The sequence below is a fragment of the Nonomuraea sp. NPDC003804 genome, assembly GCF_040610675.1.
Taxonomy (GTDB): Bacteria; Actinomycetota; Actinomycetes; order Streptosporangiales; family Streptosporangiaceae; genus Nonomuraea.
The window spans coordinates 89131-112291 of sequence record NZ_JBEXMT010000010.1 but is presented as its reverse complement, the minus strand read 5'-3'; the positions used below and the strand labels follow the sequence as shown (position 1 = coordinate 112291).

Sequence of the window (23161 nt, the reverse complement as noted above, 5' to 3'; positions counted from 1 at the left end):
AACGAATGGATATAGAGTGCAATCCGCACGCCAACACACCACGTCGGGGGTCAACCGCCGGGAGGTTCGCATGCACAGAGACGCTTTCGATCCGATCCACATCCCCGCACCGGTATGGGATCGCGACGAAAGCAGAATAATTCTCAAGAATCGCGATATTTCGGGCCTGTTCAAACTCGCTGTCAAGCACGCCGGAGCCAGTCAGGTACGCATCAGCGCGGCGACCGGCCTCAGCCAACCTCGAATCAGTGCCATCCTGCGAGGACAGGCAGGACCGATCACCGACCTGACCGTCTTCGAGCGCATCGCCGCCGGACTTGGCCTGCCCGATCACGCACGGATGCTGATGGGTCTCGCACCACTCGACATCGCCTCTCCCACGGGCGACGTCGACGACGAGCACCAGGAGCAAGCAGCCGAGCTGATCGCCCGTTTAGACGCGTCAGCGGCCATAGACCCGACGATGGTCATGATCCTCAGCACCGACACCAACAACCTTCGTCTGCTGGACCGTCGACTCGGTGGCGTCGCCATCGCCGACAAGATGCGGGCGCAGATGTCCCAGATCGAACGCGCCCACAGCCACGCCGTACGGCCGGGCATCCGCGCCCAACTCGCGCATCTCCTCGCCGAGACCGCCTCACTGGCCGGATGGCAGGCGATCAACAGCCTTGCCCTCAACGACGCCTGGAACCACTACGAACGCGCCAAGGCCGCCGCAGCCCAGGCCGATGACCCGGCCGTGCTGGCGTACGTCTCCGGTGAGCAGGCGTACGTCTTGATGGAGCTCGGCCGGCCCGGAGAGGCGACCGAACTTCTCCAGCACGTCCACGCGGTTAACGGTGGACACCTTCCATCGCGACTCCGCACCTGGTTGTCAGCGGCCGAAGCGGAAGCCGCCGCCATACTCGGCGACGAAATCACCTGCCGCCGCGCACTGGAGGAGGCCGCCCGGAACTTGCCCGAGGGCGATGCGGATCCGGACATGCCATACCTCTCGATCAACAGCCACCATCTCGCACGCTGGCGCGGCAACTGCCTCGTCCGGTTCGGCGACCCCGGCACCGTCGAGGATCTCCGCTCGGCACTCGCCGGCATGGACGGCACCTACAACCGCGCCGAGTCCGGCGTACGGTGCGACCTGGGACACGCCCTTCTGGCGGCAGGACAAGCGGACGCGGCCCAACCGCACGTCCACCGCGCGCAGCAGCTCGCCACCATGACCGGGAGCCGCCGGCAGCGACGGCGGATCAACCAGCTGGCCGCAGCCGTCAACCGTGCGCTTGGCCGTTGAGCCTCTCGCGAGCTTGAAGCAGACCGATCAGCGTGCCCGACGTCCAGATGTCACCGCGGGCGATCATCTCCGGGATCTCCGACATCGGAACCCATTCGATCCGGTCGGCCTCCACCTCTCCCTCGGGGCTGCCCACCTTCTCGGCGCCCCGCATCAGGTACAGGCTGTGCTCGGAGTCGACCATGCCCGCCATCGGCTGATAGGTCACCAGGTGCTCCACGCTGCGCGGCCGGTACCCGGTCTCTTCCTCGACCTCGCGAGCAGCCGTAGTCATCGGGTCTTCGCCGGCGTCCACCAGGCCACCGGGCAACTCCCAGCCCCAACGGTCGAACACGAAGCGGTGCCGCCACATCAGCAGCACGCGGTCTTCCTCGTCGACCACGACAGCGATGGCCGCCCTGTCGAGGTGAACAACGTGATGCTCGAACCGCTCACCACCGGGAATCTCCACATCGGCCATACCCAGCCGAATCCACCGGTTGTCATAGATCAGGCGTTCACCGTGAACGATCCAGCGCGTCAGCTCAGCGTCGTCAGCCACATCGGCGAAGCTACCGTCACCGATGCCTGCCGTACACGGGCTTCACGGCTACACCATAGATCGTTGCCGAATAGCGCTTATATGGATCAAGGGCGGCGCAAGCGCCGCCACGCGGCCCGAGCTTGCGGGCCGCACGCTGCGCGTGCGGCCTGGGGGCCGTTCTCGCGCGCGGCCCGCCACTCGGGCCGCTCTCCGATCGCTGCGTGTCCTCACAGTTCTAGGACACCAGGTCCTTTACGTCGATGCAGGGTTTCCGTTCGAAGTACGGACAAACCTGAACCTGCTTTAGATCGACCCCCTCGGGGATTTGTGCGTACACGAGGGTGTAATACGAGATCCCAGGCTGAAGGTTCGTATCGTATTCCCAGGATACTAACTGACCCTGGCCTCCTTGGACGAACTCCTCCTTGGGCTTAGGGACAAAGGCCGCACCCATAGGGCTGGAACACACATCCTTGCAGCCTGGATAGTAAGCGCTGAGCCAGAGGAACGGGTCCATCGCCGTTGGTCTGTCCTTTAAGGTGCCATCCAGCTTAAGGATCACCAAGAGGAAGGTATTTCCGGGGGACGCGGGGTCCCCCTTGACCGTTGGGTTTGTTCCGGCGCTGACTCCTTGCAGCGTGTAGGGAAATTCGTCCTTCTCCAAGTCGAGGACGGCGCCCTTCGGGTTAGGAAGCTCCTTCGCTGCAGAAGGACTCTCGGGGCTAGCGGATGGGCTTACGCTTCTGGCGGTCGGTAGGGAAGCAGGGCTAGCGCAGCCAACCAGTACGGCGATAAGAGCAGCAGAAAGAGCCCAAATGCGCACCACTTCCTCCATGGAGTAAGGAAAGCTTGCGTGATCGAGTGAGTGCTCACCTTAGAGAAGAGACGATCTTGACACAAGAGGCGAGTCGAGCGTTTCCGTATGTCAAGCACGCCCCAGCGGGGGCGCTCCGGCTCCGGGATGATCGCTAAGGCGCACACGTCGCTAAGCGGTTGTGGGTGGCTGAGGTGGGGCCTGATCATCCCGCCCACCATCGACCCGGGACAAGCCGAGCGGCCCAGGGCCATGGGGCCAAGGTCGTTCGTCCAGTGGGGCGCTCCACCTTGACCCCATGGCCCTGGGCCGCTTCCCCTTCGGGCGGGACGACGGCAGACGGGATGATCTCAGGCAGGGCGGGGTACGCGCGGTGCGTGACAAACTCCAGGTCGTGGGCTGATCTCGGGCCATTAGGGAGCCATTACAGCGTCTGCCAGGGGCAGGAACGTTCGGGTACGACGAGCCAGTCGGCACCGGTGCGGATCTTCCACACGATGCCATTGATCGCCTGCCGATGGTCATGCCAACGGCCACAGCGGCCAGGACCTGCGAGCGGTAGCGGATCGATCCGCGCCCATGCGGCATCAGTGCTCATGACGACGCACCATCACACCATCAAGCCACACCAGCTAACCAAGCTCCGCAAAAACAGAGCCTAGAACACGTTCGGCGGGCTCCTGGTGCCTGAGCGAAGCGCGAATCACGTCAGAGCATCATGCTCTCATCGTCGCCTTCTTCGGCTTGCTTCGTCTGGGGGGTAGCGTCCGTGACGGTGCCGCTGGACTGGTAGTAACGAAAGGCGCTGGGATAAGTGCGGTTGTTGTCCGGATACATGATCGTCCAGCCCACTAGGGCACTGATCTTCCATGCCTCGTCCAAGTGCCCGGCGATGAACCGAAAGATCTCGTCCACGCTCATGTTCGCACTGGGGACGGTGACCAGCTTGTCCTTGAAACTTGCCGAGCGCTGATAGCGGAAGATGTAGGGGACTCCCGCCTTGACCGTTTGAAGTAGATCACGCAAGGACTGAGTGCCCGCCCGGAGGTCGGAGACCTCGCGATCCAGGTCGATGCGATATTCAAGATCGAAATGGGTGTTCTTTAGGACGGTCCCGTCTCGGTTGCGTCCTGGGTCGTTGATGCCGAACCCGCGGTTGTTCCAGACGATGGCGCTGGTCTCTAGGTGCCTTTTGATGAGCATCTTTTCCGGAGAGACGGCAGAGAGGTCTTCTTCCACGAAGAGGCACTTGAACTCGATCTCCTCGATCGAGATGCCCACCCTGCCGGACAGCTTGAAGAGATGCTCACTTAGACGTTTAGGCAGGGGCTGGTCAGCCTTGCCGACGTAGGTGAGCTCGTGTCCACCAGTCGGCTTCTGGCGGTAGAGCTGATACACCCCCGACAGGCTGTCCAAGCCGAGCTTGGCGGCCTGAACGTTGAGAGCATCCAGGTTCTCCAAGGTCAGAGGTGCCGGCTTGAGGGCCTCAAGGGCTGCATAGAGTTGCGTACTCAGTGCCTTGGTGATGCTGAGGCGGAACCCATCACTGTACTGGCCAGTCATGCGGGACGCCCTCCGAGGCATGTGGTCTTGCCGCCCGTCCCCATGCGCCACTCCCGGTGTCGTGTTCAGCCAAGTCTCGATCAACTCTCGCAAGTCTAGGTACAGGCGAGGTGCGCCAGGTCACATATGTCAGACGCGACCCTGGAGGGGAGATTTGCGCATGCGTTCGAAGAAACCCGAGCGATAGGGCTGCAAGATCACTAACTCCGCGGTACGCTTTCGCCATGGTTGAACAGTCGAATCACGCCCCGAGGGACCGTACGAGCGTCGAGCTCTTCGCGGGCGGTGGTGGCCTAGCTATGGCGGTCTCCAGCGCCGGCTTTAGACCCCTCCTGTTCAACGAGTTCAACAAGCGTGCCTGCGAGACGCTTGAAGCGAACAAGGCTGACCCGTACGACGTGGGCACCACACCGCCCATCCCGGAGCTCGGCGAGAACCCCCCGCTCCTCGTGGGGGACGTCGCCGAGGTCGACTTCGAGTACCTCAAGGGCCGGGTGGACGTCCTCGCTGGCGGGCCACCCTGCCAACCATTCAGCCTCGGGGGCGTGGCCAAAGGTGACGAGGACAAACGCAACGGCTTTCCACACATGTTCAGGGCGATCAGGCAGATGGAGCCTAAGGCGGTCATCTGCGAGAACGTGCGGGGGCTCCTCCGTCCGTCGTTCATGCCCTACTTCGAGTACATCAAGCGCGAGTTGGCGCTTCCGTTCGAAGAGCGAACAGAGGACAGCGCTTGGCAGGACCACGACGAGGTTCTGCGCCACCTCCTCGAGACCGCTACGGTAGATGACCATGAACGGTACGACGTCAGGCACTACCCCGTAAACGCGGCGGACTACGGCGTCCCACAGATCAGGAACCGTGTGATCATGATCGCGTTCCGGCGAGACCTCGGGGTGGACTGGGATCGGTTCGAGCAGCTGGTGCGACCGCAGTTCTCCGAAAAGAGCCTTCACGATGACATGCGAAACGGCTCGTACTGGGAACGGCATTCGGACGTTCCCGAGAAGGTTCGCGAGCAAGTGATGGCGCGGATTCCACAGCGTCCACTGCCGTTGCTCGACGAAGAACGCCTTCGACCATGGCGCACTCTCCGCGACGCTATCAAGGGCATCGACGGACAAAAGCCCCTGCCCCCGGTCGAGAAACTCGACCGCAAGGAGTACCACCTGGGCGGCTTCACGGATCACATCGGCTGGCCGGACGCCCGAATCTATCCCGGACACACACCAAACGAATTGGATCGCCCCGCCAAGACCGTAAAGGCTGGCGTCCACGGAGTCCCGGGGGGCGAGTCGGTGATGCTTCTCGATAACGGCGAGCACCGGTACATGACCGTCCGCGAGACCGCTCGGGTGATGACTTTCCCTGACAACTGGGCCCTGGCCGGACCTCGTGGAGAGAAGATGCGGCAGCTCGGTAATGCCGTACCCGTTCTTCTCGGCCGGGTCTTCGCGAACGCGGTCGCGACGGTCCTGGACGAGGCCGAAGCATCGACGTGACCGACTCACCCGTCGCCGAGTCCATGCGGTGGAATGACAAGCCACCGCCCGATCGAGCGTGGAAGGGTAAGCCCGGCCTCAGCCGTACCGAACGCACTGCGGAACAGGATCGCGCGGCTGGTGGGCACGATCGACGTTTCATCGATCTTGGAAACAGTCGGCAGGCGTTGGCGTCCGTTGAGCTCAAACTACTTCCGAATACCCGTCGGATCCGGGCCTACCTTCGCTGGTCCGACAAAGGCAAGACCGGGAATGCCTATCTTGGCGAGGTCACTGAAACAACTCGTATCCGTAATCTCGCGGCCGCATGGCGCCTTGCGTTCGAGCAAGAGCGATTGATCATTCCGGAGCCGGCGGAGGACTCATGGGCCAGTACTCCGGCTTCCCGGAAGGTGATGAAGGCCAACCGCAGCCGCAACACCAAGCCCGAACTCGCCCTCAGGTCGGCGATCCACGCGCTCGGTCTCCGCTACCGCGTGGACGCGCCCCCGATCGAGGGACTGCGGAGACGAGCGGACGTCGTATTCCCTAAGGTAAAAGTGGCGGTGTTCTCAGACGGCTGCTATTGGCACGGCTGCTCAGAGCATTATCGGCCGGCTCGCCGCAATGACCAGTTTTGGAACGAAAAGATCGAAAAGAACAGAACCCGTGACCGCGACACAGACTCCAAGCTCGAAGCGGCCGGCTGGCTCGTCATCAGAGTCTGGGAGCACGAGGACCCGGTCGAAGCTGCCTCACGAATCGAAGAGGCCGTGCGGAACCGCTAGGCCTTCGGTCACAAGGCGGTGCTGTCCAACACCTCGTGGGGCAGGCCCCCGTACGCGCCCAGCGGCAGCTACTGAGTGTCACCTGGCTCTAGGCGAGAGCAGTGACAGTCAATGTAGAGGTGTCACCGGATCGGCTCCTTCGAAGTCGTCCAATCCGTCTCGTCCAGAGGGATCCAGCAGCTGGCCTGGTTAACAAGGTAGGCGAACGGTTCAAGTCCCCCCTCGGACACCACGAAGGCCCTGAGAATGTGCGAGTCACAGGCTCAGGGCCTCTTCATTTCCGCCTCCGGAACGAGCCGTGACACTCCGCTGATACTTGTGGGGCCGAGCACGACGATCACGTACTCGCGACCAGGGCCGCGAACCAGTCGGCGGCCTCACGTTTGATTGCCGAGTGTCCCCGCCCCCTTGATCCCGAAAGTTCAAGTCCCGCGCCGGCTTCCGATGCTGCGGTGCTGGTTGAGCTCCGGTCGCTCTCGGCGAGCCGGCGCTTGAGCACGGCCGGACTACGACCTCGCGGCCTGATCAGCGCTGGAAAGTGCAGCGCCCCCGTCCTCTCGCCGATGGACGGGGGTGCTCTCGTTCGTACGCAGCGGCCCCAGGCGGTCGGCAGGCGGCGAGCGGCGGGCCGTTCGTGGACCGGACGGGTTACCTGACAGGCCGAGGGACGTTGTCCCTGAAGTGGGCCCCGTCGTTCCCGAGGAGGTTGCCGGGCGGGTTGTAGAGGCACACGACGTACGTGTCGAACCGGCCGGATGCCTGCCTGGTGGCATGCGCGCAGCCCAGCTGGGTTGAGGACTTCCACACCACCTGCGTGAACCAGCCGGTGTCGAAGGAGTACCCGGGCTTGTTGAAGTCGTAGTGCCTGATCCCGTCGTACCAGCCCTTCACGGTGTCAGCGCACGAGGTCACCGTGCCGGAGTTGGCGGTCGAGAAGAAGGACAGCGCCTCCCCGCGGCCGTTCTTGAAAGGTGAGCTGTGGTCGATGGCTCCTTTGTCGGCGTAGTAGGCAGCGGATTTCTTGGCCGCTTCCAGGCCCTCCGGCTCAGTCCACATCGCGGGTACCCCGTGCCGCGCGCGATAGGTGTTGTGCGCCTTGAGGCAGTCCTGCTGGTAGGCGTCATCCGCGGTCTGCCGTGAGGAAGAGCGGACCTTCGCCGATTCAGCGGGGCCGCTCCCGTGGAGAGAGGCGACGGCGTCCCGCGGCAGCGGTTGCGGGCCGTGGGCCTGGCTCTGCGTCGACGCCGAGAGCGGCGGTGTCGCGCTCGCGGGGGTGACGCCGAGGGCGAGAGGGAGTGTCAGTGCCACGGCGGCCGGCAGTGCCCGCGGGGGGAGGGACATGAGAGGACTCCGATCGAACGTGTCGCGCTACGTGATCCTTCAGACGCGGACGGTAGCCGAGCGTGATCGGCCGGTCACACTAGCCGGTCGGTGACATGCGCCTTTCCCCATCGCAGTCGATCCTTGCCGGGCAGCAGTGCGAGATCCCAGCTTGGCGAACTCCCCGTCAACGCCTTTCTGGCAAAGGCGCGAAATCCGCGTGCACCAGGTGATCTCGAACAGCCATTCTTTGCCCATGCATGGGCATCCCACGGAGCCGATCCTCTCCAGCGAACTGCTGGGCTTCCCCCCTGATGCTCGCGTGCTCATCGTCAACTGCGACGACCTGGGCATGAACGAGGCCATCAACGTCGCGGTGATCGACTCGATCGACAAGGGGGTCGCCAGTTCCTGCAGCCTGATGGTCCCCTGCCCGGCCGCGCGGCATGCCATGGTCCGGCTCCGCCGGCGACCGGAGATCCCCTTCGGCATCCACCTCACCCTAGTCTGTGATGCAGCCACCTACCGGTGGGGACCGTTGACCGCACCGGAGATGGCGCGCTCGCTCGTCGACGATCAGGGCCGGCTGTTCGTCGCCACACCCGACGGGCGTGCCGCGCTGCTCGCCCGTGCCCGTCTCGACGAGGTCGAACGCGAGTTCCGGGCACAGATCGACACCGTCCTGGACGCCGGGCTCGCGCCAACACATCTGGACTTCCACTGCCTGGCCGACGGAGGGCGTGACGACATTCTCGACATGACCGTGATGCTGGCCGCCGAGTACGGCCTGGCCGTTCGGGTATGGCTGGAATCGGGGCGGCGCAGGATGCGCGAACAGGGTCTGCCGGTCATCGACAACCCCTTCCTCGACAGCTTCTCCCTTCCCCTGGAGGACAAGACGGCTCGTTACACACGCCTGTTGTGCGAGCTGCCGGCCGGGCTCAGTGAATGGGCGGTGCATCCGAGCCTCGGTACCCCACCGACCCGGGCGATCGACCCTGGGTGGCGCGTACGCCGAACCGATCACGAATTCCTCACCTCGCCCGCCACCCGCGATCTCTTCCGCCAGCAGAACATCACCGTCATCGACTACCGGGTGATCCAGGAGGCCTGGTCCCGTCGCGGGCCTTCTGCCCCAGAAGTGCGGGAAACGAGCGAAGCCGCTTCGGGCAGCGATCGGGACGCCGCAGGGAGAACCCGCTCATGAACGCCCCGTTTCCAAGCAACGATCACGTGGGAGCGGCCCGCGCGAAGCGACTGCGGTATCTCACCGGCCAGACCCCCGGGACAGCCGCCTGACCAGGGGAAGGCCAGCCTGAGAGGTTCACTGACGCGAGGGTGACCACAGGTGAAAACCGGGTGACATTTCGCGTCACTTGCCGCAAGGTGGAGCGCGGTCGATGAGTTTTGTCGGTGGTGTCGGTCAGTCTTTGTATGACCACGACTGCTAGTGCGACCCGAGGCTGGGCCCCAGCCATGACCATCATGTCCGACGACCCCGATCGAGGTATCCGTGTCCAGCCCACAGCTCGACTCACCCGCCACATCCGCGCCCGCCGTTGCGGGCCGCACTCCGCCCGTGATCCGGCTGCTGGTGCTCGCCACCTTCGTGGTCATCCTCAACGAGACGATCATGATCAACGCGATCCCGAAGCTGATGGGCGCGTTGCACATCACCGAGCAGACCGCGCAGTGGCTCTCGACCGCCTTCATGCTGACCATGGCCGCGGTCATCCCGGTCACCGGGTGGTTCCTGCAGCGAGTGTCCACCCGTCGCGCGTACACCACGGCGATGGGTCTGTTCCTGCTCGGCACGGCGTTGGCCGCGGTCGCGCCGACGTTCGAGGTGCTGCTGGGCGCCCGCATCGTCCAGGCGTCCGGGACGGCCGTGATGATGCCGCTGCTGATGACCACGCTGATGCAGGTGGTGCCCGAGGCGGACCGGGGCCGGGTGATGGGCAACGTCACCCTGGCCATCTCGGTCGCGCCCGCGATGGGGCCGGCGGTCTCGGGGGTGATCCTCCAGTTCGGGTCCTGGCGGCTGCTGTTCGCCGTGGTGCTCCCCATCGCCGCAGTGATCGCTTGGGGCGGGCTGAGGCAGCTCCAGAACGTCGGAGAGCCCCGGTTCAGCACCGTCGACTGGTTGAGCGTGGTGACCGCGGCCGCGGGCTTCGGCAGCCTGGTCTACGGGCTCAGCCGGTTCGAGGGCGGTGACGTCCGCCTCGCCGCCGCGATCGTGGCCTTCGGCCTGCTCCTCATCGCCGTCTTCGTCGTCCGCCAGCTGAAGTTGCAGAAGCGCGGTGTGCCGCTGCTGGACCTGCGTACCCTGCGCCACCGCACCTACACGGTCGCACTGATCATGATGTCGGTGGCGTTCATGTCGATGCTCGGCTCGATGATCCTGCTGCCGCTGTACCTGCAGAACATCCGCGGACTCAGCGCCCTGCAGACCGGACTCCTGGTGATGCCGGGCGGCCTCGCGATGGGGCTGCTCGGTCCGACCGTCGGCCGCCTGTTCGACCGGTTCGGCGGCCGGGTCCTGGTCATCCCCGGCGCGATCGGGATCATGGTCGCGCTCGCCGGCTTCACCCAGGTCACGATGACCATGCCGTACTGGCAGCTGCTCGGTCTGCACGCGCTGCTGATGGTGTGTCTGGCCGCGACCTTCACCCCGGTGTTCACGCTCGGGCTCGGCGCGGTTCCCCCGCACCTCTACTCCCACGGCAGCTCGATCCTGAGCACGCTGCAGCAGGTCGCCGCGGCCTTCGGCACCGCGCTCGTGATCACCGTGATGAGCGCGCGAGCCGATGCCCTGAGGTCCGCGGGAGCCCCGGAGGCTCTGGCGACCCTCGACGGCATGCGGCTGGCCTTCATCATCGGCGCGGTGCTGTCCGTGGCCGTGGTCGTCACCGCCCTGCTCCTGCCGGCCCGGGCGAACAACTCCGGCGAACTCGTCGGAGCCGGTCACTGACGCCGGCGTGCCGGCGGTGGAGCGGAACGCCCAGGCGGGCGGACCACCAGCGGCCCTTCCCCCGAAGCTTGTCGATCGTGGTGCCGGAGCAAGGCGAGATCGCCCGGCATCGCCTTGACCGAGCTGACCGAGCTGATCCCGAACGGGACAGGCTCCGCCTCGATGAACGCCCCATCGCCGATCATGGCGTGGGGCGTTCGTGCGGGGACGGCACCTCCAGGCCGCGCAGGACGGTGCCTGCCGTACCAGGTTCCTTGCTCGTCCCCATGTCGCGAAGGAGATGGTCACGTTGACCAGGTACGTGATCGGGCCGGACGTGGCCCTTCGACTGGCCCGCGACGAGGCCGTGATTCCCGATGAGCACCAGATCCTGGCTCCGACGCTGCTTCGCTCACAGCTGCTGTCGCTCCTCTACCAGGCGGTCCGCTGCGGCGAGACGACCAAGAAGGACGCCGCTCGGCAGCTCGACCACGTACGAGGGCTACGGATCCGGCTGCTCGGCGACCGCGTCCTGCAGAGCACGGCGTGGAAGGTCGCCGACCGGCTCGGGTGGTCCGACACGTACGCCGCCGAGTACATAGCCCTGACCCAGCTCCAGGCCGACGCGTTCGTCACGCTCGATGCGGAGCTCGCTCAGGCCGTGCAGGGGCTGGTGACGACGGCGCCCATCGAGGCTCTGTTCTCGTCGAACGCGGTGTGAGCCGCAGCTCGTCGAACGCGGTGTGAGCCGCAGCGCGTCGAACCGGCCTGGTCATGGGCGTCGTGCCGGCATGGGCAGGCGGATCCGCGCGGCCCGCGCGCTGATCGCCCGGAGCTCCCGTGGTCGGTTCGAAGCCTCCTGTCCGTTTCATGACGAGGTCATGGGTGATCGGTGACGCCGTCTCTGGGACGGAGATCGGCGGTTCGGCAGAGTCGACGACACAGGCCGAACGATCACTGAAGAGGACCCACCATGCGAAATCTTGCGAGACTGGCCGCTGTCGGAGCATCCGCCGCCGTGCTTGCCGCGGGCCTGGTGACGCCCGCGCAGGCGGCCGCCACCTCGTGGGCGCCCTGTCCGGCCGAGCGCGGGGTCGACGCGCGGCAGGAGTGCGCCACCCTCCAGGTTCCGATGGACTACCAGGCGCCCGGCGGGCCGACGATCTCGCTGGCGGTGTCGCGGATCAGGACCGCCAAGCCCGGTCTGCGCCATGGCGCCCTGTTGATCATCCCGGGCGGGCCGGGCAGCCCAGGCCTGAACCGGCCGAGCGTGCTGGTCAAGCGGCTGCCCCAGGAGGTGCTCGACCGCTTCGACATCGTCGGGTTCGATCCTCGCGGCGTGGGCAGGAGCTCGCCGGTCTCGTGCGGGCTCGAGTCCAGCGATCTCTCGCTCACCAGGCTCAAGCCGTACCCCGACGCCGACGGCGGCATCGCGGAGAACGTCGCCTGGTCACGCAGGATCGCCGAGGCCTGCGCCCGCAACGGCGGGCCGCTCGTCCGGCACATCAGCACCCGCAACGAGGCCAGGGACATCGACAGGATCCGTACGGCGCTGGGCGAGAGGAAGATCTCCGCCTGGGGCGTCTCCTACGGCACCTACGTGGGCGCCGTGTACGCCACCATGTTCCCCGACCGCACTGACCGGGTCGTCCTGGACAGCAACGACGATCCCGATCCGCGCCGGGTGGCGCGGCAGTGGCTGGCCAACTACGCCGTCGGCGTGGAGGACCGCTTCCCCGACTTCGCCTCCTGGGCCGCGGCCCATGACGGCGACTACGGCCTCGGCACTGACGCCGCCGCGGTTCGCCGCACCTTCCTCGACCTCGCGGCGAAGCTGGACCGCAGCCCCTTGGCGTGGCCAGGCGCCAACCCCGGGCAGCTGAACGGCAACCTGCTGCGGGAGATCATGCTCAACGCGCTCTACTCCGACGCGAACTTCCCCATGCTGGCCGGACTCATGCGCGCCGCTCTGACCACCCCGGACGAGCTGCCCCCGCCGAACACGCCGTCCCCCGAGGCCCTGCAGAACACCGCCGCCCACGCCGGCGCGACCATGTGCAACGACGTCGAGTGGCCGGACTCGGTGGCCCAGCACGAGCGTCAGGTGTCGCGCGACCGGGCCGCCCACCCGCTGACCGCGGGCATGCCGGTCAACATGGGGCCGTGCGCGTACTGGCCCGTCAAGCCCGCCGAGCGGCCCGTGCGGGTCAGCTCGCGCGGACCGGCCAACGTGCTGCTCATCCAGAACCTGCGTGACCCGTCGACGCCGTACAGCGGTGCGCTGAAGATGCGCCAGGCGCTCGGGCAGCGCGCCCGCATGGTCAGCGTCGACTCCGGCGGCCACGGCGTCTACCTCGCCAACGGCAACGCCTGCGGCGACCAGGCCGTGACCGGGTTCCTGACCACCGGGGTGCTGCCGGACCGCGACAAGGACTGCTAGGAATCTCCCCGATCGTGGGTGCGGGCCCGCCCGCGAACATGCCGCGACGCCCGCCCGCGCTCCCGGGCCGAAGAGTGGCGTACGGGCGGGGCGCGGGTTCATGACGGGCTACGGGCGGGGGTGCAGCCTGACGGGTAACGGGCGGGGGTGCGGGATCCTGACGGGTCTTGATACGTTTCCTACGGGTGCGCCGGGAAGTCTGGTCGGCATTTTCAGGTCATGCGGCTGAAGGGCTGACACATGCGCGCTGATGATCTCACTGTCACGTTCCCGGCCGCCTGCCCGGCGCCGGCGGGCCGGGCGAGCCGCGCATGGCGGTGACCGCCTGGCTGGCGGTGGCGGTCTTCCTGGGCGCCTACGCGCTGATCGCCACCGAGAAGATCCACCGCGTCGCGGCCGCGCTCGGCGGAGCGGGGATCATGCTGCTGGTCCACGCCACCGACGCCGAGGCCGCGTTCTTCTCCGAGTCGACCGGGATCGACTGGAACGTCATCTTCCTGCTGCTCGGCATGATGGTCATCGTCGGGGTGCTGAAGCAGACTGGGGCCTTCGAGTACCTGGCCATCTGGGCGGCCAAGAGGGCACGCGGCCGGCCGTTCCGGCTCATGGTCCTGCTCATCCTGATCACGGCGGGCGCCTCGGCGCTGCTCGACAACGTCACGACGGTGCTGCTGATCGCGCCGGTGACGCTCCTGGTCTGTGAACGGCTGGCGCTGCCGGTGGCGCCGTTCCTGATCGTCGAGGCGATGGCGTCCAACATCGGGGGTACGGCGACGCTGGTGGGCGATCCGCCGAACATCATCATCGCCAGCAGAGGCGGGCTGACCTTCAACGACTTCCTCGTCCACCTGGCGCCGTTCATCGTGGTGCTGCTGGTGGTGTTCGTCGGGGTGTGCCGGTTGCTGTTCCGCGAGTCCTTCTCCTACGACCCGGAACGCGCCGCCGAGATCATGAGCCTGAACGAGCGTGCGGCGATCAGGGACCGGCGGCTGCTCTGGCAGTCGCTCGCCGTCCTGGCCGTGGTGATGGTGGTCTTCGTGCTGCACCTGTACGAGCCGTCGGTGGTGGCCGTTCTCGGCGCGGGTGTCCTGGTGGCCGCCACCAAGGTGACCACGTCGGAGGCGCTGGACGAGGTCGAGTGGCCCACGCTGGTGTTCTTCGCCGGGCTGTTCGTCATGGTCGGCGCGCTGGTGCACACCGGGGTCGTCGCGCAGATCTCGCGGCTGGCCGTCGAGGCCACCCAGGGACAGCTCGGGCCGGCGACGATGGTGCTGCTGTGGGCCTCGGCGGCGCTGTCGGCCATCGTGGACAACATCCCCTACGTGGCCACGATGAGCCCGATCGTCGAGCAACTCGTCAACGCCAACGGCGGCGAGGGCGGTCAGGTCCTGTGGTGGGCGCTGGCGCTCGGCGCCGACCTGGGCGGCAACGCGACCGCGGTGGGCGCCGCGGCCAACGTCGTGGTGGTGGGCATCGCCGCCCGCAACGGCACCCCGATCAGTTTCTGGCAGTTCACGCGCTACGGCCTGGTGGTCACGGTCGTGTCGATCGTTCTCGCCACGCCGTACCTGTGGTTGCGCTACCTCATGTGACCGTCCTGGCCGGTCCTGATCCACGGCCCTGCTGCGCGTTACGCTGACGGCATGCGAGCGCGCGACCTTGCCGGCGACTTCCCCACGGTCACCCTCGACACCCCCGCCATCGAGGCCGCCCGCCTGCTGGCCGACCGCGACCTGCCGGGGTTGATCGTCCTCGACGAGAGCGGCCGCCCGTTCACCATCCTGCCCGGCACGCAGGTGCTGCTGCTGGCCGTACCGCGCTACTGCCAGGACGACCCGGCGCTGGCTCGCGTGGTGGACGAGGCGCATGCCGACCTGTTCCTGCGCCGGCTGGGCGACCGGACGGTCCGCGCGTGCCTACCCGAACGGCAGCGTGAGCTGCCGATCGCCGAAGGGAAGGCGACGGTGCTGGAGATGGCCGCGCTGATGGCCCGCACCCGCAGCCCCCTGGTCGCGGTGGTGGACGACGGCAGGCTGCTGGGTGCCGTCACCCTGCAGGCCCTGCTCGACCACACGCTGGCCTAGCAGCCGAGACAACGCGGGAGTACCGGCCCCTCGCCGCGATGCCGCCTCCTGCGGTGTGCGGGCTACGGGAGAAGCACGGAGGTCAGGGCCGTGGACAGGGCTTCGAGGGCGGCCGGGTAGGCGCGTTCGGACGACGCCGCGAAGCCGATCAGCAGGCCGGCCGGGGAGCCGGCGGGGTCGTGGTGGAGTTCGGTGAGTCCGCGGAGCGCGAGGCCGTGGGCGGCGCAGTGGTCCAGGACTTCCCGCTCAGTGGGGCCGTGGTCAGGGAGGGTGACGAGGGTGTGGAGCCCCGCCGGTACGCCGTGGGCGGTGAGGCCCGGGATCGCGGCGACGCGGTCGAGCAGGAGCGCGCGGCGGCGGGCGTAGCGCAGGCGGGCGGCGCGGATGTGGCGGTCGTAGGCGTAGGTGGCGATCAGGTCGGCGAGGACGAGCTGGTTGAGGGTCTCGGTGTACTGGTCGGCTTCCCGCTTGGCCAGCACGACCTCCTGGAGGAGGTGGGGCGGCAGCACCATCCAGGCCAGCCGGAGCGCGGGGGCGAGGGTCTTGGAGGCGGTGCCGCAGTAGACGGTGTGGTCGGGGGCCAGCCCCTGGAGCGCGCCGACGGGCTGGCGGTCGTAGCGGAACTCTCCGTCGTAGTCGTCCTCGATCAGGAGGCCGCCGGTGTCGCGGGCCCACGCGTAGAGCGCCTGGCGGCGGCTGGAGTGCAGCGGGACGCCGGTCGGGTAGTGGTGGGCCGGGGTGAGGAACACCGCAGCGGTGTCCGGCACCAGCGCGTCGGCGCGGGCGCCGTGCGCGTCGACCGGCAGAGGGACGGTGGCCAGCCCGGCGCGCCGGACCACGTTCCTGAAGTGGTTGTGGCCGGGGTCCTCGACGGCCGCGGTCGTGGCGTGGCGCGCGGCCAGCACGGCGCCGAGCAGGGTCACGCTCTGGTAGTAGCCGGAGGTGATGACGATGTGGTCGGGGGAGGCGATGACGCCACGCGTGCGGCCGAGGTAGTCGGCGAGCGCGCGCCGTAGCGCGATGTCGCCCTGCGGGTCGCCGGACGCGAAGATCTCAGGCGGGCCGCCGGTGAGGACCCGGCGGGTGGAGGCGAGCCAGGCGCGGGTGGGGAAGGCGCTGATGTCGGGCAGGCCGGGACGCAGGTCGTGGCGGGGAGGCGGCGGCGCGGACGCGGGCCGCGGGGCGGCCGGGGCGCGCGCCGGCAGCTCGGCCACCGTGGTGGCGGACCCGGGGCGGGTGACCAGGAAGCCCTCCTCGACCAGCTGGTCGTAGGCGGCGGTGACGGTGCCGCGCGAGAGGCCGAGTTCACGGGCCAGCCCCCGGGTGGACGGCATGCGGGTGCCCGCGGGCAGCCGTCCCTCCCGGATGGCCGAGCGCAGGGCGGACTCCAGGCCGGCGCGCCGTCCGGTGCCGGTCTCGACGCGGAGATACAGGTCGATCCCCGAACTGGTCCAAGAAAGTGGCACAGGACTGGATCTTATCTGTAGTCCGGTTGCTTCCTAGGCTCTGAGCTGACAGCCCGGGACGCGGCGGGCACCAGCGTGCCGGGCGACGACACCGCCTCGAAGGGATGCCCGCCTTGACAGTGATCGCGCACCTCAGCGACACGCACATCGACGACGGCGAGCGCAGCCTCGAACGCGCCGCGGCCGTCATGAGCTACCTCGAAGACCTTCCCTACGACCTGGACGCCGTCCTGATCACCGGGGACATCGCCGACCACGGCCTGCCCGCCGAGTACGAGCGCGCCCGGCGGCTGTTCGCCTCGCGGCACCCGGTCCTGGTGTGCCCGGGCAACCACGACGACCGCGCCGCGTTCCGCGAGCACCTGCTCCAGCGGCCCGCGTCGACCGCGCCGATCAACCAGTCGCTCCGTGTCGGCGACGCCGTCGTCGCGCTCTGCGACTCCTCGGTGCCGGGCAAGGACGAGGGCTTCCTGGAGGACGAGACCCTCTCATGGCTGGAGCGCCTGCTCGCCGACACACCGAGGACGGTGCCGGTGCTGGTCGGCTTCCACCACCCGCCGGCCCTGCTGCACGACCCCTTCATCGACGGCCTCCGCCAGTTCGGCGCCGAACGGCTGGCGGCGCTCGCGGACCGCCACGACAACATCATGGCCTTCCTCTCAGGGCACGCGCACACGGCGGCGGCGACCACCTTCGCCGGTCGGCCCCTGCTGGTGGCACCGGGTGTGGTGTCCACCCTCCGGCTGCCATGGGAGCGGCGGGCCCGTCCCGATGACCACGTCCACCTCGACCAGCCGCCCGCGCTCGCCTTCCACATCCTCGACGACGAGGGGCGACTGACCACCCATTACCGCAATGTCGGCTAAGTTGGTGATCTTCGACAACGACGGCGTGCTGGTCGACAGCGAGCCCACGGCACATCGGGTGATGTCCGCCTACCTCACCGAGCTGGGGTACCCGATGACCGTGGACGAGTCCCTGCACCACTTCCTGGGCAACGCCGGGCGCAACGTCCACCAGGTGATCGCCGACCGCTACGGAGGAGTCCTGCCGGAGGACTTCACCGCCCGCTGCCACGAGCGCGTCTTCGTCGCCTTCCAGGAGGGCGTGGCCGCCGTGCCGGGCGCGGCCGAGGTGCTCGCGGAACTGCGCCGGCGCGGCGTCCCGTACTGCCTGGCCTCCTCGTCGGACCACGCCTGGATCGACCTCACCCTCGATCGGGCGGGGCTGCGCGACCTGCTTCCCGCCGAGGCCGTCTTCAGCGCCCAGGACGTCGGCGGCGTGGGCAAGCCGGCGCCCGACGTCTTCCTGCACGCGGCGGCGACGCTCGGCGTCGCCCCTGACGACTGCCTGGTGGTCGAGGACAGCCCCAACGGGGTCCTGGCCGCCCGTACGGCAGGCATGGACGTGCTCGGATACACGGCGCTGACCCCCGCGCAACGGCTCGTCGACGCCGGGGCGACCGGGCTGGTCTCCCGCCTGCCCGAACTCCTCGACCATCTCTGACACCTGCCAAGAAGGGCGGCCTGGCCCGACCCGGCTCCCGGAGGCGACCGCTCACGAAGGCCCGACCCGGCTCCCGGAGGCGACGGCCCGCGAAGGCCGGGCCCGGTTCCCTGGAGGCGGCCGGGCTCGGCCCGGTCCTGCCACAGCCCGAGAGAGACACACGACGAAGGCGAATCCGCGGGCGAAGGGGCGGGCGCGGGCCCGGAGGAAGATGCGGACGCCGATCGCGGGCGCGCAGGCGCGGGCCCAGCGGAAGACGGGGGCACAGGCCCAGGAAGGCACGGGCGCAGGCGCGGGCCCAGAGGAAGGCGCGGTTCGCCGACCAGGACGGGGCCGCCGGGCCAGGACGGACGGGTGGAGCCGGATGCCCGGGATAGCCTTCGGGCGGCCTGGGCAGCAGGTGGGCATGACTGGGATGACAATACAAAGCACCGCGTTCAAGGATCACGGGGAGATCCCGCGCAACCACTCCCGCGCGGCCGGCGACGTCTCCCCCCAGCTCCAGTGGTCGGGCGTGCCGGACGACACGGCCGAGCTGGCGCTGGTGTGCGACGACCCCGACGCCCCGAGCGGCACCTTCATCCACTGGCTGGTCGCCGGCATTCCACCGGGAACCACCGGGCTGGACGCCGGCGCCGACCTGAAGCAGTACGCCGTGGGACGCAACGACTTCGGCGAGCCGGGGTACGGCGGGCCGCACCCGCCTTCGGGCGGCAGCCGGCACCGCTACTTCTTCCGCGTCTACGCCCTGTCGGCCCCGACGAACCTGGCGGACGGGTTTGACTTCGAGGAGCTCAAGCGGCGGATCAATGCCACCACGCTGGCGGCCGGAACCCTGGTCGGGACCTACGCTCGGTGACCAGGACCCTGGTGCGGGCCGTCCAGGAGGCAGGGGTGCGCGACCCGCGCCTGCTGGAGGCCGTGCGCGCCACCCCGCGCAAGGGGTTCGTGCCGCCGGAGTTCGCCGCGCGGGCCGAGCGGGACGAGCCGATCCCGATCGGGCACGACCAGCCGACCTCGCAGCCGACGCTGATCGCCCGGATGGTCGAGGCCCTGCGGCTGTCGGAGACCGACAGGGTCCTGGAGATCGGGACGGGATACGGCTACCAGACGGCCCTGCTGGCGCGGCTGGCCCGGCAGGTGTACTCCGTCGAGCGTCATGCGGACCTGGCGGCGCACGCCAGGGCCAATCTCGGGTCGGCGGGTGTGCGCAACGCCGAGATCGTGGTGGGCGACGGCAGTCTGGGCCTGGCGGAGCACGCGCCCTTCGACGCCGTCGTCGTCTCCGCGACGGCGCGCCAGGTGCCTGCCGCCCTGGCCGCGCAGGTCGCCGAGGGGGGCAGGCTGGTCATGCCGATCCGCACGCGGGAGGCCGACATGGTCACCCTGTTCGTCAAGCGGCACGGCCGCCTGAGACAGCAACGCCTGCTGCTGCCCGCCTGCTTCGTGCCGCTGGTCCAGCCGGGGACCGACCGGTAGTCCCTTCCCGCCGCCGGCCCGGCCAGGAGCCCATCCCCGCCGCCGACCCCGCCAGGAGCCCCTTCCTGCCGCCGGCCCCGCCAGGAGCCGACCGGTTGCCCCTTCCCGCCGGGCCGTCGTGTCACTCACGCGTCGCGCCCGCGCAGGAGCAGGCCGCCGGTCAGCAGCGCCGCGGCGGCCCACGCGGCGAGGACGCCGAGGCCGGCCCACGGACTGAGAGGCAGGCTGTCGAGGTGGACGGTGGCCTGGACGGCGAGCCCCGCGTTCATCGGCGAGATCCGCCACAGCAGCCGCTGCCAGTCCGGGTCGTTGATCAGGAAGGGGACGGCCGCCAGCACGTACAGCAGGCCGAACAGCACCCCCATGGCCGTCGCCGAGTCCCGTACGGCGGTCGCGACGCCCAGGCTGAGCAGGGCGATCAGGGCCAGGTAGAGCACCGAGCCGGCCGCCGCGCGCAACGTCGGGCCGTCGGCGAGCGACAGGGGCGGGAAGCCGTTCGCCGGGGTGAAGCCGTTGCCCGGCAGGATGAGCCGGCCGGCCGTCAGGGAGCCCAGGACGGCGACGGCACCGGCGGCCAGCGTCACGCCGGTGAGGACGACCGCCTTGGCGGCCAAGACGGTGACCCGGCGCGGCATCGCCGCCAGCGTGACGCGGATCAGGCCGGTGCCGTACTCGCCGGTGATCGTCAGGACGGTCAGGATGGCGACGACCGCCTGGCCCGCCTGGACCCCGATGAGGCTGAGCTTGGTGACGTCGTCGGTGCATCCCGTCGCCTGGCAGGACACGGTGGCCGCCGCCGCCGCGCTCAGCGCCGGGGTCAGCGCGACGAGGGCGAGCACCAGCCAGGCGGGACCCGCCAGGGTGCGCAGCTTGGTCCATTCGGCGTGCAGTGCCTGCCTCATGCGTCCCTCCGGCGCAGCCGGACTGCGGCCAGGCTGAGCGCGAGCGCGGCGTAGCCACAGGACACGGCGAGACCGGCCCAGGGTGGCAGCGGGTAGTAGCCGGCCTGCGGCGAGATGTTGCCGACCACGTGCGCGTACTCGGGAAGGCTCTGCTGGATCGCGAAGCCGGCGGCCGGAGTGAGTCGCATCAGCCACTGCGTCGCGCCCAGGGGCAGGACGGAGGACGTCGCGAGGATGTGCGGAAGGACGATCGCCGCGAGGGCGACGGTGACCGCCGCGGCGCTGCGCCGGAACAGCGCGCCCAGGGCGAGCGCGAAGACGGCGACGACGGCGAGCAGCGCCGCGATGCCCGCGACGACGCGCACCTCGGTGAGCACGGGCACCGGAAGGACGTAGTTGCCGTTGCCGCGCAGGACGCGCGTGCCGATCAGGACCGTCGCCGTGGCGGCGGCCAGCCCGGCCGCGAACGTCGCCACGGCGATCACCACGGCCTTCGCCGCCAGCACCCCGCCGCGCCGCGGGACGGCGATCAGCGTGGTGCGGATCAGCCCCCTGCGGTACTCGCCGGTGACGAACAGCACCGCCACCACGACCACCCCGATCAGCCCGGCCAGCACGCCGGACAGGGTGCTCTCGATGGTCCTGCCCTCGTCGCTCGGGCCGATGTCGCCGACGCCGGTCACGCTGACCGTGCCGCCGGACCGCTCGACCCTGCCCGGATGGTGCGGCTTGCCGTCGGGCCCCACGGTGACGCCGATGTCGTCGTGGCTCCACGCGCCGCCCGCCGTACCGTCCACGCCGACCTGGTCGAAGACGGCGGTGGCCTCGGAGAAGCGCGCCGCTGTGATGCTGCCGCCGAAGTCGCCCCGCGTCGTCGTGACCGCGCCGGGGGAGGTGGCGAAGATCCCGACGCGCACCGTGTCCGGCAGCCCGGTCAGGGTGACCGTGCCGACCGTGGTCCACCGCCGTCCGTCGGCCGACTCGTAGCCGGTGAGGGAGTCGCCGGTCCTGGTGAGCCGCAGCCAGCGCGGCGACTCCTTCGAGACGCCGACAGGACGTCCTGCGACGTCGTGCACGAAGTCGTGCTGCATCCGGACGCCGTGCTCGGCCGTGACCATCACCGCCGCGTAGGTGGAGCCCTGGCGCGTGCTCTCCTTGACGATGACCCCGGCCTTCGCCCACGGCGTCAGTCCGGCGGCCTCCTTCCTGACCCCCGGCGTGACGTCCGGCAGGCGGATCCTGCCGCTCAACGAGGTCACGCGGGCGGTGATGCTGCCGTCGCCCGCGAGCGACCGGTGCACGAAGAAGAACCTGTCGTTCACCGCCTGGCCCTCGGGCCCCAGCGGCGGCTCGGGGCAGGGCACCTCGACCGGGCCCGCGCTGCACGACGTGTGGCTGCCCGACGCCGCCAGCAGCCCCAGCAGCGCGGTGACCAGCGCCGCCACCACCAGGCCGACCACCCAGCCGCGGACGGTGCGGAACTTGGTCCATTCCGCGCGCAGCACGCTCATCGCGCCGCCCCCCTGAACTCCACGGTGTCCCTGGTCAGCTCCATGTAGGCCTCCTCCAGCGTCGCTCGGTGCGCCGCCACCTCGGAGAACGGCACGCCGTCCCGGCCGAGCAGCGCCACGACCCGCTCGGCGGCCAGCCCGGAGACGGTGAGCGTGTCGCGGCCGGTGGCGGCCACCGCGGCGCCGCCCTCCCTGGCCAGCGTCCGCATCGCTTCGGAAAGTGCCGAGGTGCGCAGCGTGACCCGGTCACGGGAGGCGGCCGCGATCAGCTCGGCCGTACCGGTGTCGGCCACGACCCTGCCGCGGCCCACCACCACGAGATGGTCGGCGGTGTCCTCCAGCTCGCTCATCAGATGGCTGGAGACCAGTACGGCGCGCCCCTCGGCGGCCAGCGACCGCAGCAGGCCGCGGATCCACACGATGCCCTCCGGGTCGAGGCCGTTGACCGGCTCGTCGAGCATGAGCACCGGCGGGTCGCCCAGCAGCGCCGCGGCGATCCCCAGCCGCTGGCGCATGCCCAGCGAGAACCCGCCCGCCCTGCGCCGCGCCGCCGACGCCAGCCCGACCAGCTCCAGCACCTCGTCGACCCGACGCGCGCCCATGCCCTGCGAGTGGGCCAGCCACAGCAGATGGTTGCGCGCGGTCCGGCTGGGCTGCAGCGCCCCGGCGTCCAGCAGCGCGCCCACGTGGCGCAGCGGGTGCCGCAGGCTCCGGTACGGCCGGCCGCCGACCAGCGCGTGACCCTCGTCGGCCGCGTCCAGGCCGAGGACCACCCGCATCGTGGTGGACTTCCCCGCGCCGTTCGGGCCGACGAACCCGGTGACCTGGCCCGGCCGTACGGTGAAGGACATCCCGTCCAGCGCCATGGTCCGGCCGAACCGCTTGCGCAGCCCGGCGACCTCGATCGTTGCTCGCATGCTGGGAGATTAGGCAGCGGCGGCGGTGCGAGTCGTCACGCCGCCGAGCGATCTTCCCCGTCGCTGGGCCGAGCGACAGCGGGTCCCTCACACGAGGGATGCCATCGACCCGGCCTGCGGCGA

At 69.1% G+C, this 23161-nt stretch carries 22 protein-coding genes; 13 read left to right on the top strand and 9 right to left on the bottom strand.

All coding sequences use genetic code 11. The features are described 5' to 3' along the window. Positions 1 to 70 precede the first annotated feature (70 nt). Complete coding sequence (locus ABZX22_RS16145; protein WP_354909215.1) at positions 71 to 1294, top strand: helix-turn-helix transcriptional regulator; 1224 nt, start codon at positions 71 to 73, stop codon at positions 1292 to 1294. On the opposite strand, the gene ABZX22_RS16140 is transcribed toward ABZX22_RS16145, so the two are convergent. The 4 genes from ABZX22_RS16140 to ABZX22_RS16125 form a co-directional block, all read right to left on the bottom strand. After that, positions 1272 to 1835 carry an NUDIX hydrolase gene (locus ABZX22_RS16140; protein WP_354909212.1) on the bottom strand — a complete coding sequence of 188 codons (564 nt, stop codon included), beginning with the start codon at positions 1833 to 1835 and terminating at the stop codon, positions 1272 to 1274. The two genes, ABZX22_RS16145 and ABZX22_RS16140, sit on opposite strands and share 23 nt — an antisense overlap. A gap of 217 nt (positions 1836 to 2052) precedes the next feature. Next, the gene (locus ABZX22_RS16135; RefSeq protein WP_354909209.1) at positions 2053 to 2652 is read right to left on the bottom strand and encodes a hypothetical protein; all 600 of its coding nucleotides are present in this window, start codon (positions 2650 to 2652) and stop codon (positions 2053 to 2055) included. Positions 2653 to 3055: 403 nt separating this feature from the next. Further along, positions 3056 to 3229 (bottom strand): transposase, encoded by a 174-nt coding sequence (locus tag ABZX22_RS16130; protein ID WP_354909206.1) that lies wholly within the window; start codon positions 3227 to 3229, stop codon positions 3056 to 3058. A 110-nt stretch (positions 3230 to 3339) separates the two neighbouring features. Further along, a complete protein-coding gene (locus ABZX22_RS16125) occupies positions 3340 to 4194 on the bottom strand; it encodes a hypothetical protein (RefSeq protein ID WP_354909205.1) in 855 nt (284 codons plus the stop codon). Positions 4195 to 4418: 224 nt separating this feature from the next. Between ABZX22_RS16125 and ABZX22_RS16120 the strand changes: the two genes are divergently transcribed. Next, entirely contained in the window at positions 4419 to 5696 is a 1278-nt protein-coding gene (locus tag ABZX22_RS16120; protein WP_354909202.1) for a DNA cytosine methyltransferase, read from the top strand. Next, on the top strand, positions 5693 to 6463 hold the full coding sequence (locus ABZX22_RS16115; RefSeq protein ID WP_354909200.1) for a very short patch repair endonuclease: 771 nt from the start codon (positions 5693 to 5695) through the stop codon (positions 6461 to 6463). The genes ABZX22_RS16120 and ABZX22_RS16115 overlap by 4 nt, the downstream gene beginning before the upstream one ends. Positions 6464 to 7111: 648 nt before the next feature. Here the strand turns inward: ABZX22_RS16115 and ABZX22_RS16110 are convergent. After that, positions 7112 to 7804, bottom strand: coding sequence for a CAP domain-containing protein (locus ABZX22_RS16110; protein ID WP_354909199.1), 693 nt, complete (start codon positions 7802 to 7804; stop codon positions 7112 to 7114). A 199-nt stretch (positions 7805 to 8003) separates the two neighbouring features. Here ABZX22_RS16110 and ABZX22_RS16105 point away from each other — a divergent pair, with 199 nt between their 5' ends. The 6 genes from ABZX22_RS16105 (at position 8004) to ABZX22_RS16080 (ending at position 15257) form a co-directional block, all read left to right on the top strand. Next, the gene (locus ABZX22_RS16105) at positions 8004 to 8990 is read left to right on the top strand and encodes a polysaccharide deacetylase family protein (protein WP_354909196.1); all 987 of its coding nucleotides are present in this window, start codon (positions 8004 to 8006) and stop codon (positions 8988 to 8990) included. Between the two features lie 372 nt (positions 8991 to 9362). Further along, positions 9363 to 10754 carry an MDR family MFS transporter gene (locus ABZX22_RS16100; RefSeq protein ID WP_354909194.1) on the top strand — a complete coding sequence of 464 codons (1392 nt, stop codon included), beginning with the start codon at positions 9363 to 9365 and terminating at the stop codon, positions 10752 to 10754. A 289-nt stretch (positions 10755 to 11043) separates the two neighbouring features. Then, positions 11044 to 11454 carry a hypothetical protein gene (locus ABZX22_RS16095; RefSeq protein ID WP_354909193.1) on the top strand — a complete coding sequence of 137 codons (411 nt, stop codon included), beginning with the start codon at positions 11044 to 11046 and terminating at the stop codon, positions 11452 to 11454. Positions 11455 to 11706: 252 nt separating this feature from the next. Further along, on the top strand, positions 11707 to 13173 hold the full coding sequence (locus ABZX22_RS16090; protein WP_354909190.1) for an alpha/beta hydrolase: 1467 nt from the start codon (positions 11707 to 11709) through the stop codon (positions 13171 to 13173). Positions 13174 to 13484: 311 nt separating this feature from the next. Then, on the top strand, positions 13485 to 14765 hold the full coding sequence (locus tag ABZX22_RS16085; RefSeq protein ID WP_354909188.1) for an ArsB/NhaD family transporter: 1281 nt from the start codon (positions 13485 to 13487) through the stop codon (positions 14763 to 14765). Between the two features lie 51 nt (positions 14766 to 14816). Further along, complete coding sequence (locus ABZX22_RS16080; RefSeq protein WP_354909186.1) at positions 14817 to 15257, top strand: CBS domain-containing protein; 441 nt, start codon at positions 14817 to 14819, stop codon at positions 15255 to 15257. Positions 15258 to 15319: 62 nt separating this feature from the next. On the opposite strand, the gene ABZX22_RS16075 is transcribed toward ABZX22_RS16080, so the two are convergent. Beyond that, the gene (locus ABZX22_RS16075; protein ID WP_354909184.1) at positions 15320 to 16723 is read right to left on the bottom strand and encodes a PLP-dependent aminotransferase family protein; all 1404 of its coding nucleotides are present in this window, start codon (positions 16721 to 16723) and stop codon (positions 15320 to 15322) included. A 119-nt stretch (positions 16724 to 16842) separates the two neighbouring features. Here ABZX22_RS16075 and ABZX22_RS16070 point away from each other — a divergent pair, with 119 nt between their 5' ends. The 4 genes from ABZX22_RS16070 (at position 16843) to ABZX22_RS16055 (ending at position 19708) form a co-directional block, all read left to right on the top strand. Continuing rightward, the gene (locus tag ABZX22_RS16070; protein ID WP_354909519.1) at positions 16843 to 17589 is read left to right on the top strand and encodes a metallophosphoesterase; all 747 of its coding nucleotides are present in this window, start codon (positions 16843 to 16845) and stop codon (positions 17587 to 17589) included. After that, a complete protein-coding gene (locus ABZX22_RS16065; protein ID WP_354909181.1) occupies positions 17579 to 18229 on the top strand; it encodes an HAD family phosphatase in 651 nt (216 codons plus the stop codon). The genes ABZX22_RS16070 and ABZX22_RS16065 overlap by 11 nt, the downstream gene beginning before the upstream one ends. A gap of 415 nt (positions 18230 to 18644) precedes the next feature. After that, positions 18645 to 19088 (top strand): YbhB/YbcL family Raf kinase inhibitor-like protein, encoded by a 444-nt coding sequence (locus ABZX22_RS16060; RefSeq protein WP_354909179.1) that lies wholly within the window; start codon positions 18645 to 18647, stop codon positions 19086 to 19088. After that, positions 19085 to 19708, top strand: a complete 624-nt coding sequence (locus ABZX22_RS16055) for a protein-L-isoaspartate(D-aspartate) O-methyltransferase (RefSeq protein WP_354909177.1) — start codon at positions 19085 to 19087, stop codon at positions 19706 to 19708. The genes ABZX22_RS16060 and ABZX22_RS16055 overlap by 4 nt, the downstream gene beginning before the upstream one ends. A 125-nt stretch (positions 19709 to 19833) precedes the next feature. On the opposite strand, the gene ABZX22_RS16050 is transcribed toward ABZX22_RS16055, so the two are convergent. From ABZX22_RS16050 to ABZX22_RS16040, 3 genes are read right to left on the bottom strand one after another with little or no spacing between them, the layout of a single operon-like run. Continuing rightward, entirely contained in the window at positions 19834 to 20610 is a 777-nt protein-coding gene (locus tag ABZX22_RS16050) for an ABC transporter permease (protein WP_354909175.1), read from the bottom strand. Beyond that, positions 20607 to 22121 carry an ABC transporter permease subunit gene (locus tag ABZX22_RS16045; RefSeq protein ID WP_354909174.1) on the bottom strand — a complete coding sequence of 505 codons (1515 nt, stop codon included), beginning with the start codon at positions 22119 to 22121 and terminating at the stop codon, positions 20607 to 20609. Before ABZX22_RS16045 ends, ABZX22_RS16050 begins: the two co-directional genes overlap by 4 nt. Continuing rightward, a complete protein-coding gene (locus ABZX22_RS16040) occupies positions 22118 to 23038 on the bottom strand; it encodes an ATP-binding cassette domain-containing protein (protein ID WP_354909171.1) in 921 nt (306 codons plus the stop codon). The genes ABZX22_RS16045 and ABZX22_RS16040 overlap by 4 nt, the downstream gene beginning before the upstream one ends. Positions 23039 to 23161: the final 123 nt, after the last annotated feature.

Coding starts and splice junctions, on each gene's coding strand:
- ABZX22_RS16130 (WP_354909206.1), bottom strand. CDS start 3,229: ATGAGCACTGATGCCGCATGGGCGCGGATCGATCCGCTACCGCTCGCA.
- ABZX22_RS16065 (WP_354909181.1), top strand. CDS start 17,579: ATGTCGGCTAAGTTGGTGATCTTCGACAACGACGGCGTGCTGGTCGAC.
- ABZX22_RS16045 (WP_354909174.1), bottom strand. CDS start 22,121: ATGAGCGTGCTGCGCGCGGAATGGACCAAGTTCCGCACCGTCCGCGGC.
- ABZX22_RS16120 (WP_354909202.1), top strand. CDS start 4,419: ATGGTTGAACAGTCGAATCACGCCCCGAGGGACCGTACGAGCGTCGAG.
- ABZX22_RS16060 (WP_354909179.1), top strand. CDS start 18,645: ATGACAATACAAAGCACCGCGTTCAAGGATCACGGGGAGATCCCGCGC.
- ABZX22_RS16080 (WP_354909186.1), top strand. CDS start 14,817: ATGCGAGCGCGCGACCTTGCCGGCGACTTCCCCACGGTCACCCTCGAC.
- ABZX22_RS16085 (WP_354909188.1), top strand. CDS start 13,485: ATGGCGGTGACCGCCTGGCTGGCGGTGGCGGTCTTCCTGGGCGCCTAC.
- ABZX22_RS16125 (WP_354909205.1), bottom strand. CDS start 4,194: ATGACTGGCCAGTACAGTGATGGGTTCCGCCTCAGCATCACCAAGGCA.
- ABZX22_RS16040 (WP_354909171.1), bottom strand. CDS start 23,038: ATGCGAGCAACGATCGAGGTCGCCGGGCTGCGCAAGCGGTTCGGCCGG.
- ABZX22_RS16090 (WP_354909190.1), top strand. CDS start 11,707: ATGCGAAATCTTGCGAGACTGGCCGCTGTCGGAGCATCCGCCGCCGTG.
- ABZX22_RS16135 (WP_354909209.1), bottom strand. CDS start 2,652: ATGGAGGAAGTGGTGCGCATTTGGGCTCTTTCTGCTGCTCTTATCGCC.
- ABZX22_RS16050 (WP_354909175.1), bottom strand. CDS start 20,610: ATGAGGCAGGCACTGCACGCCGAATGGACCAAGCTGCGCACCCTGGCG.
- ABZX22_RS16110 (WP_354909199.1), bottom strand. CDS start 7,804: ATGTCCCTCCCCCCGCGGGCACTGCCGGCCGCCGTGGCACTGACACTC.
- ABZX22_RS16145 (WP_354909215.1), top strand. CDS start 71: ATGCACAGAGACGCTTTCGATCCGATCCACATCCCCGCACCGGTATGG.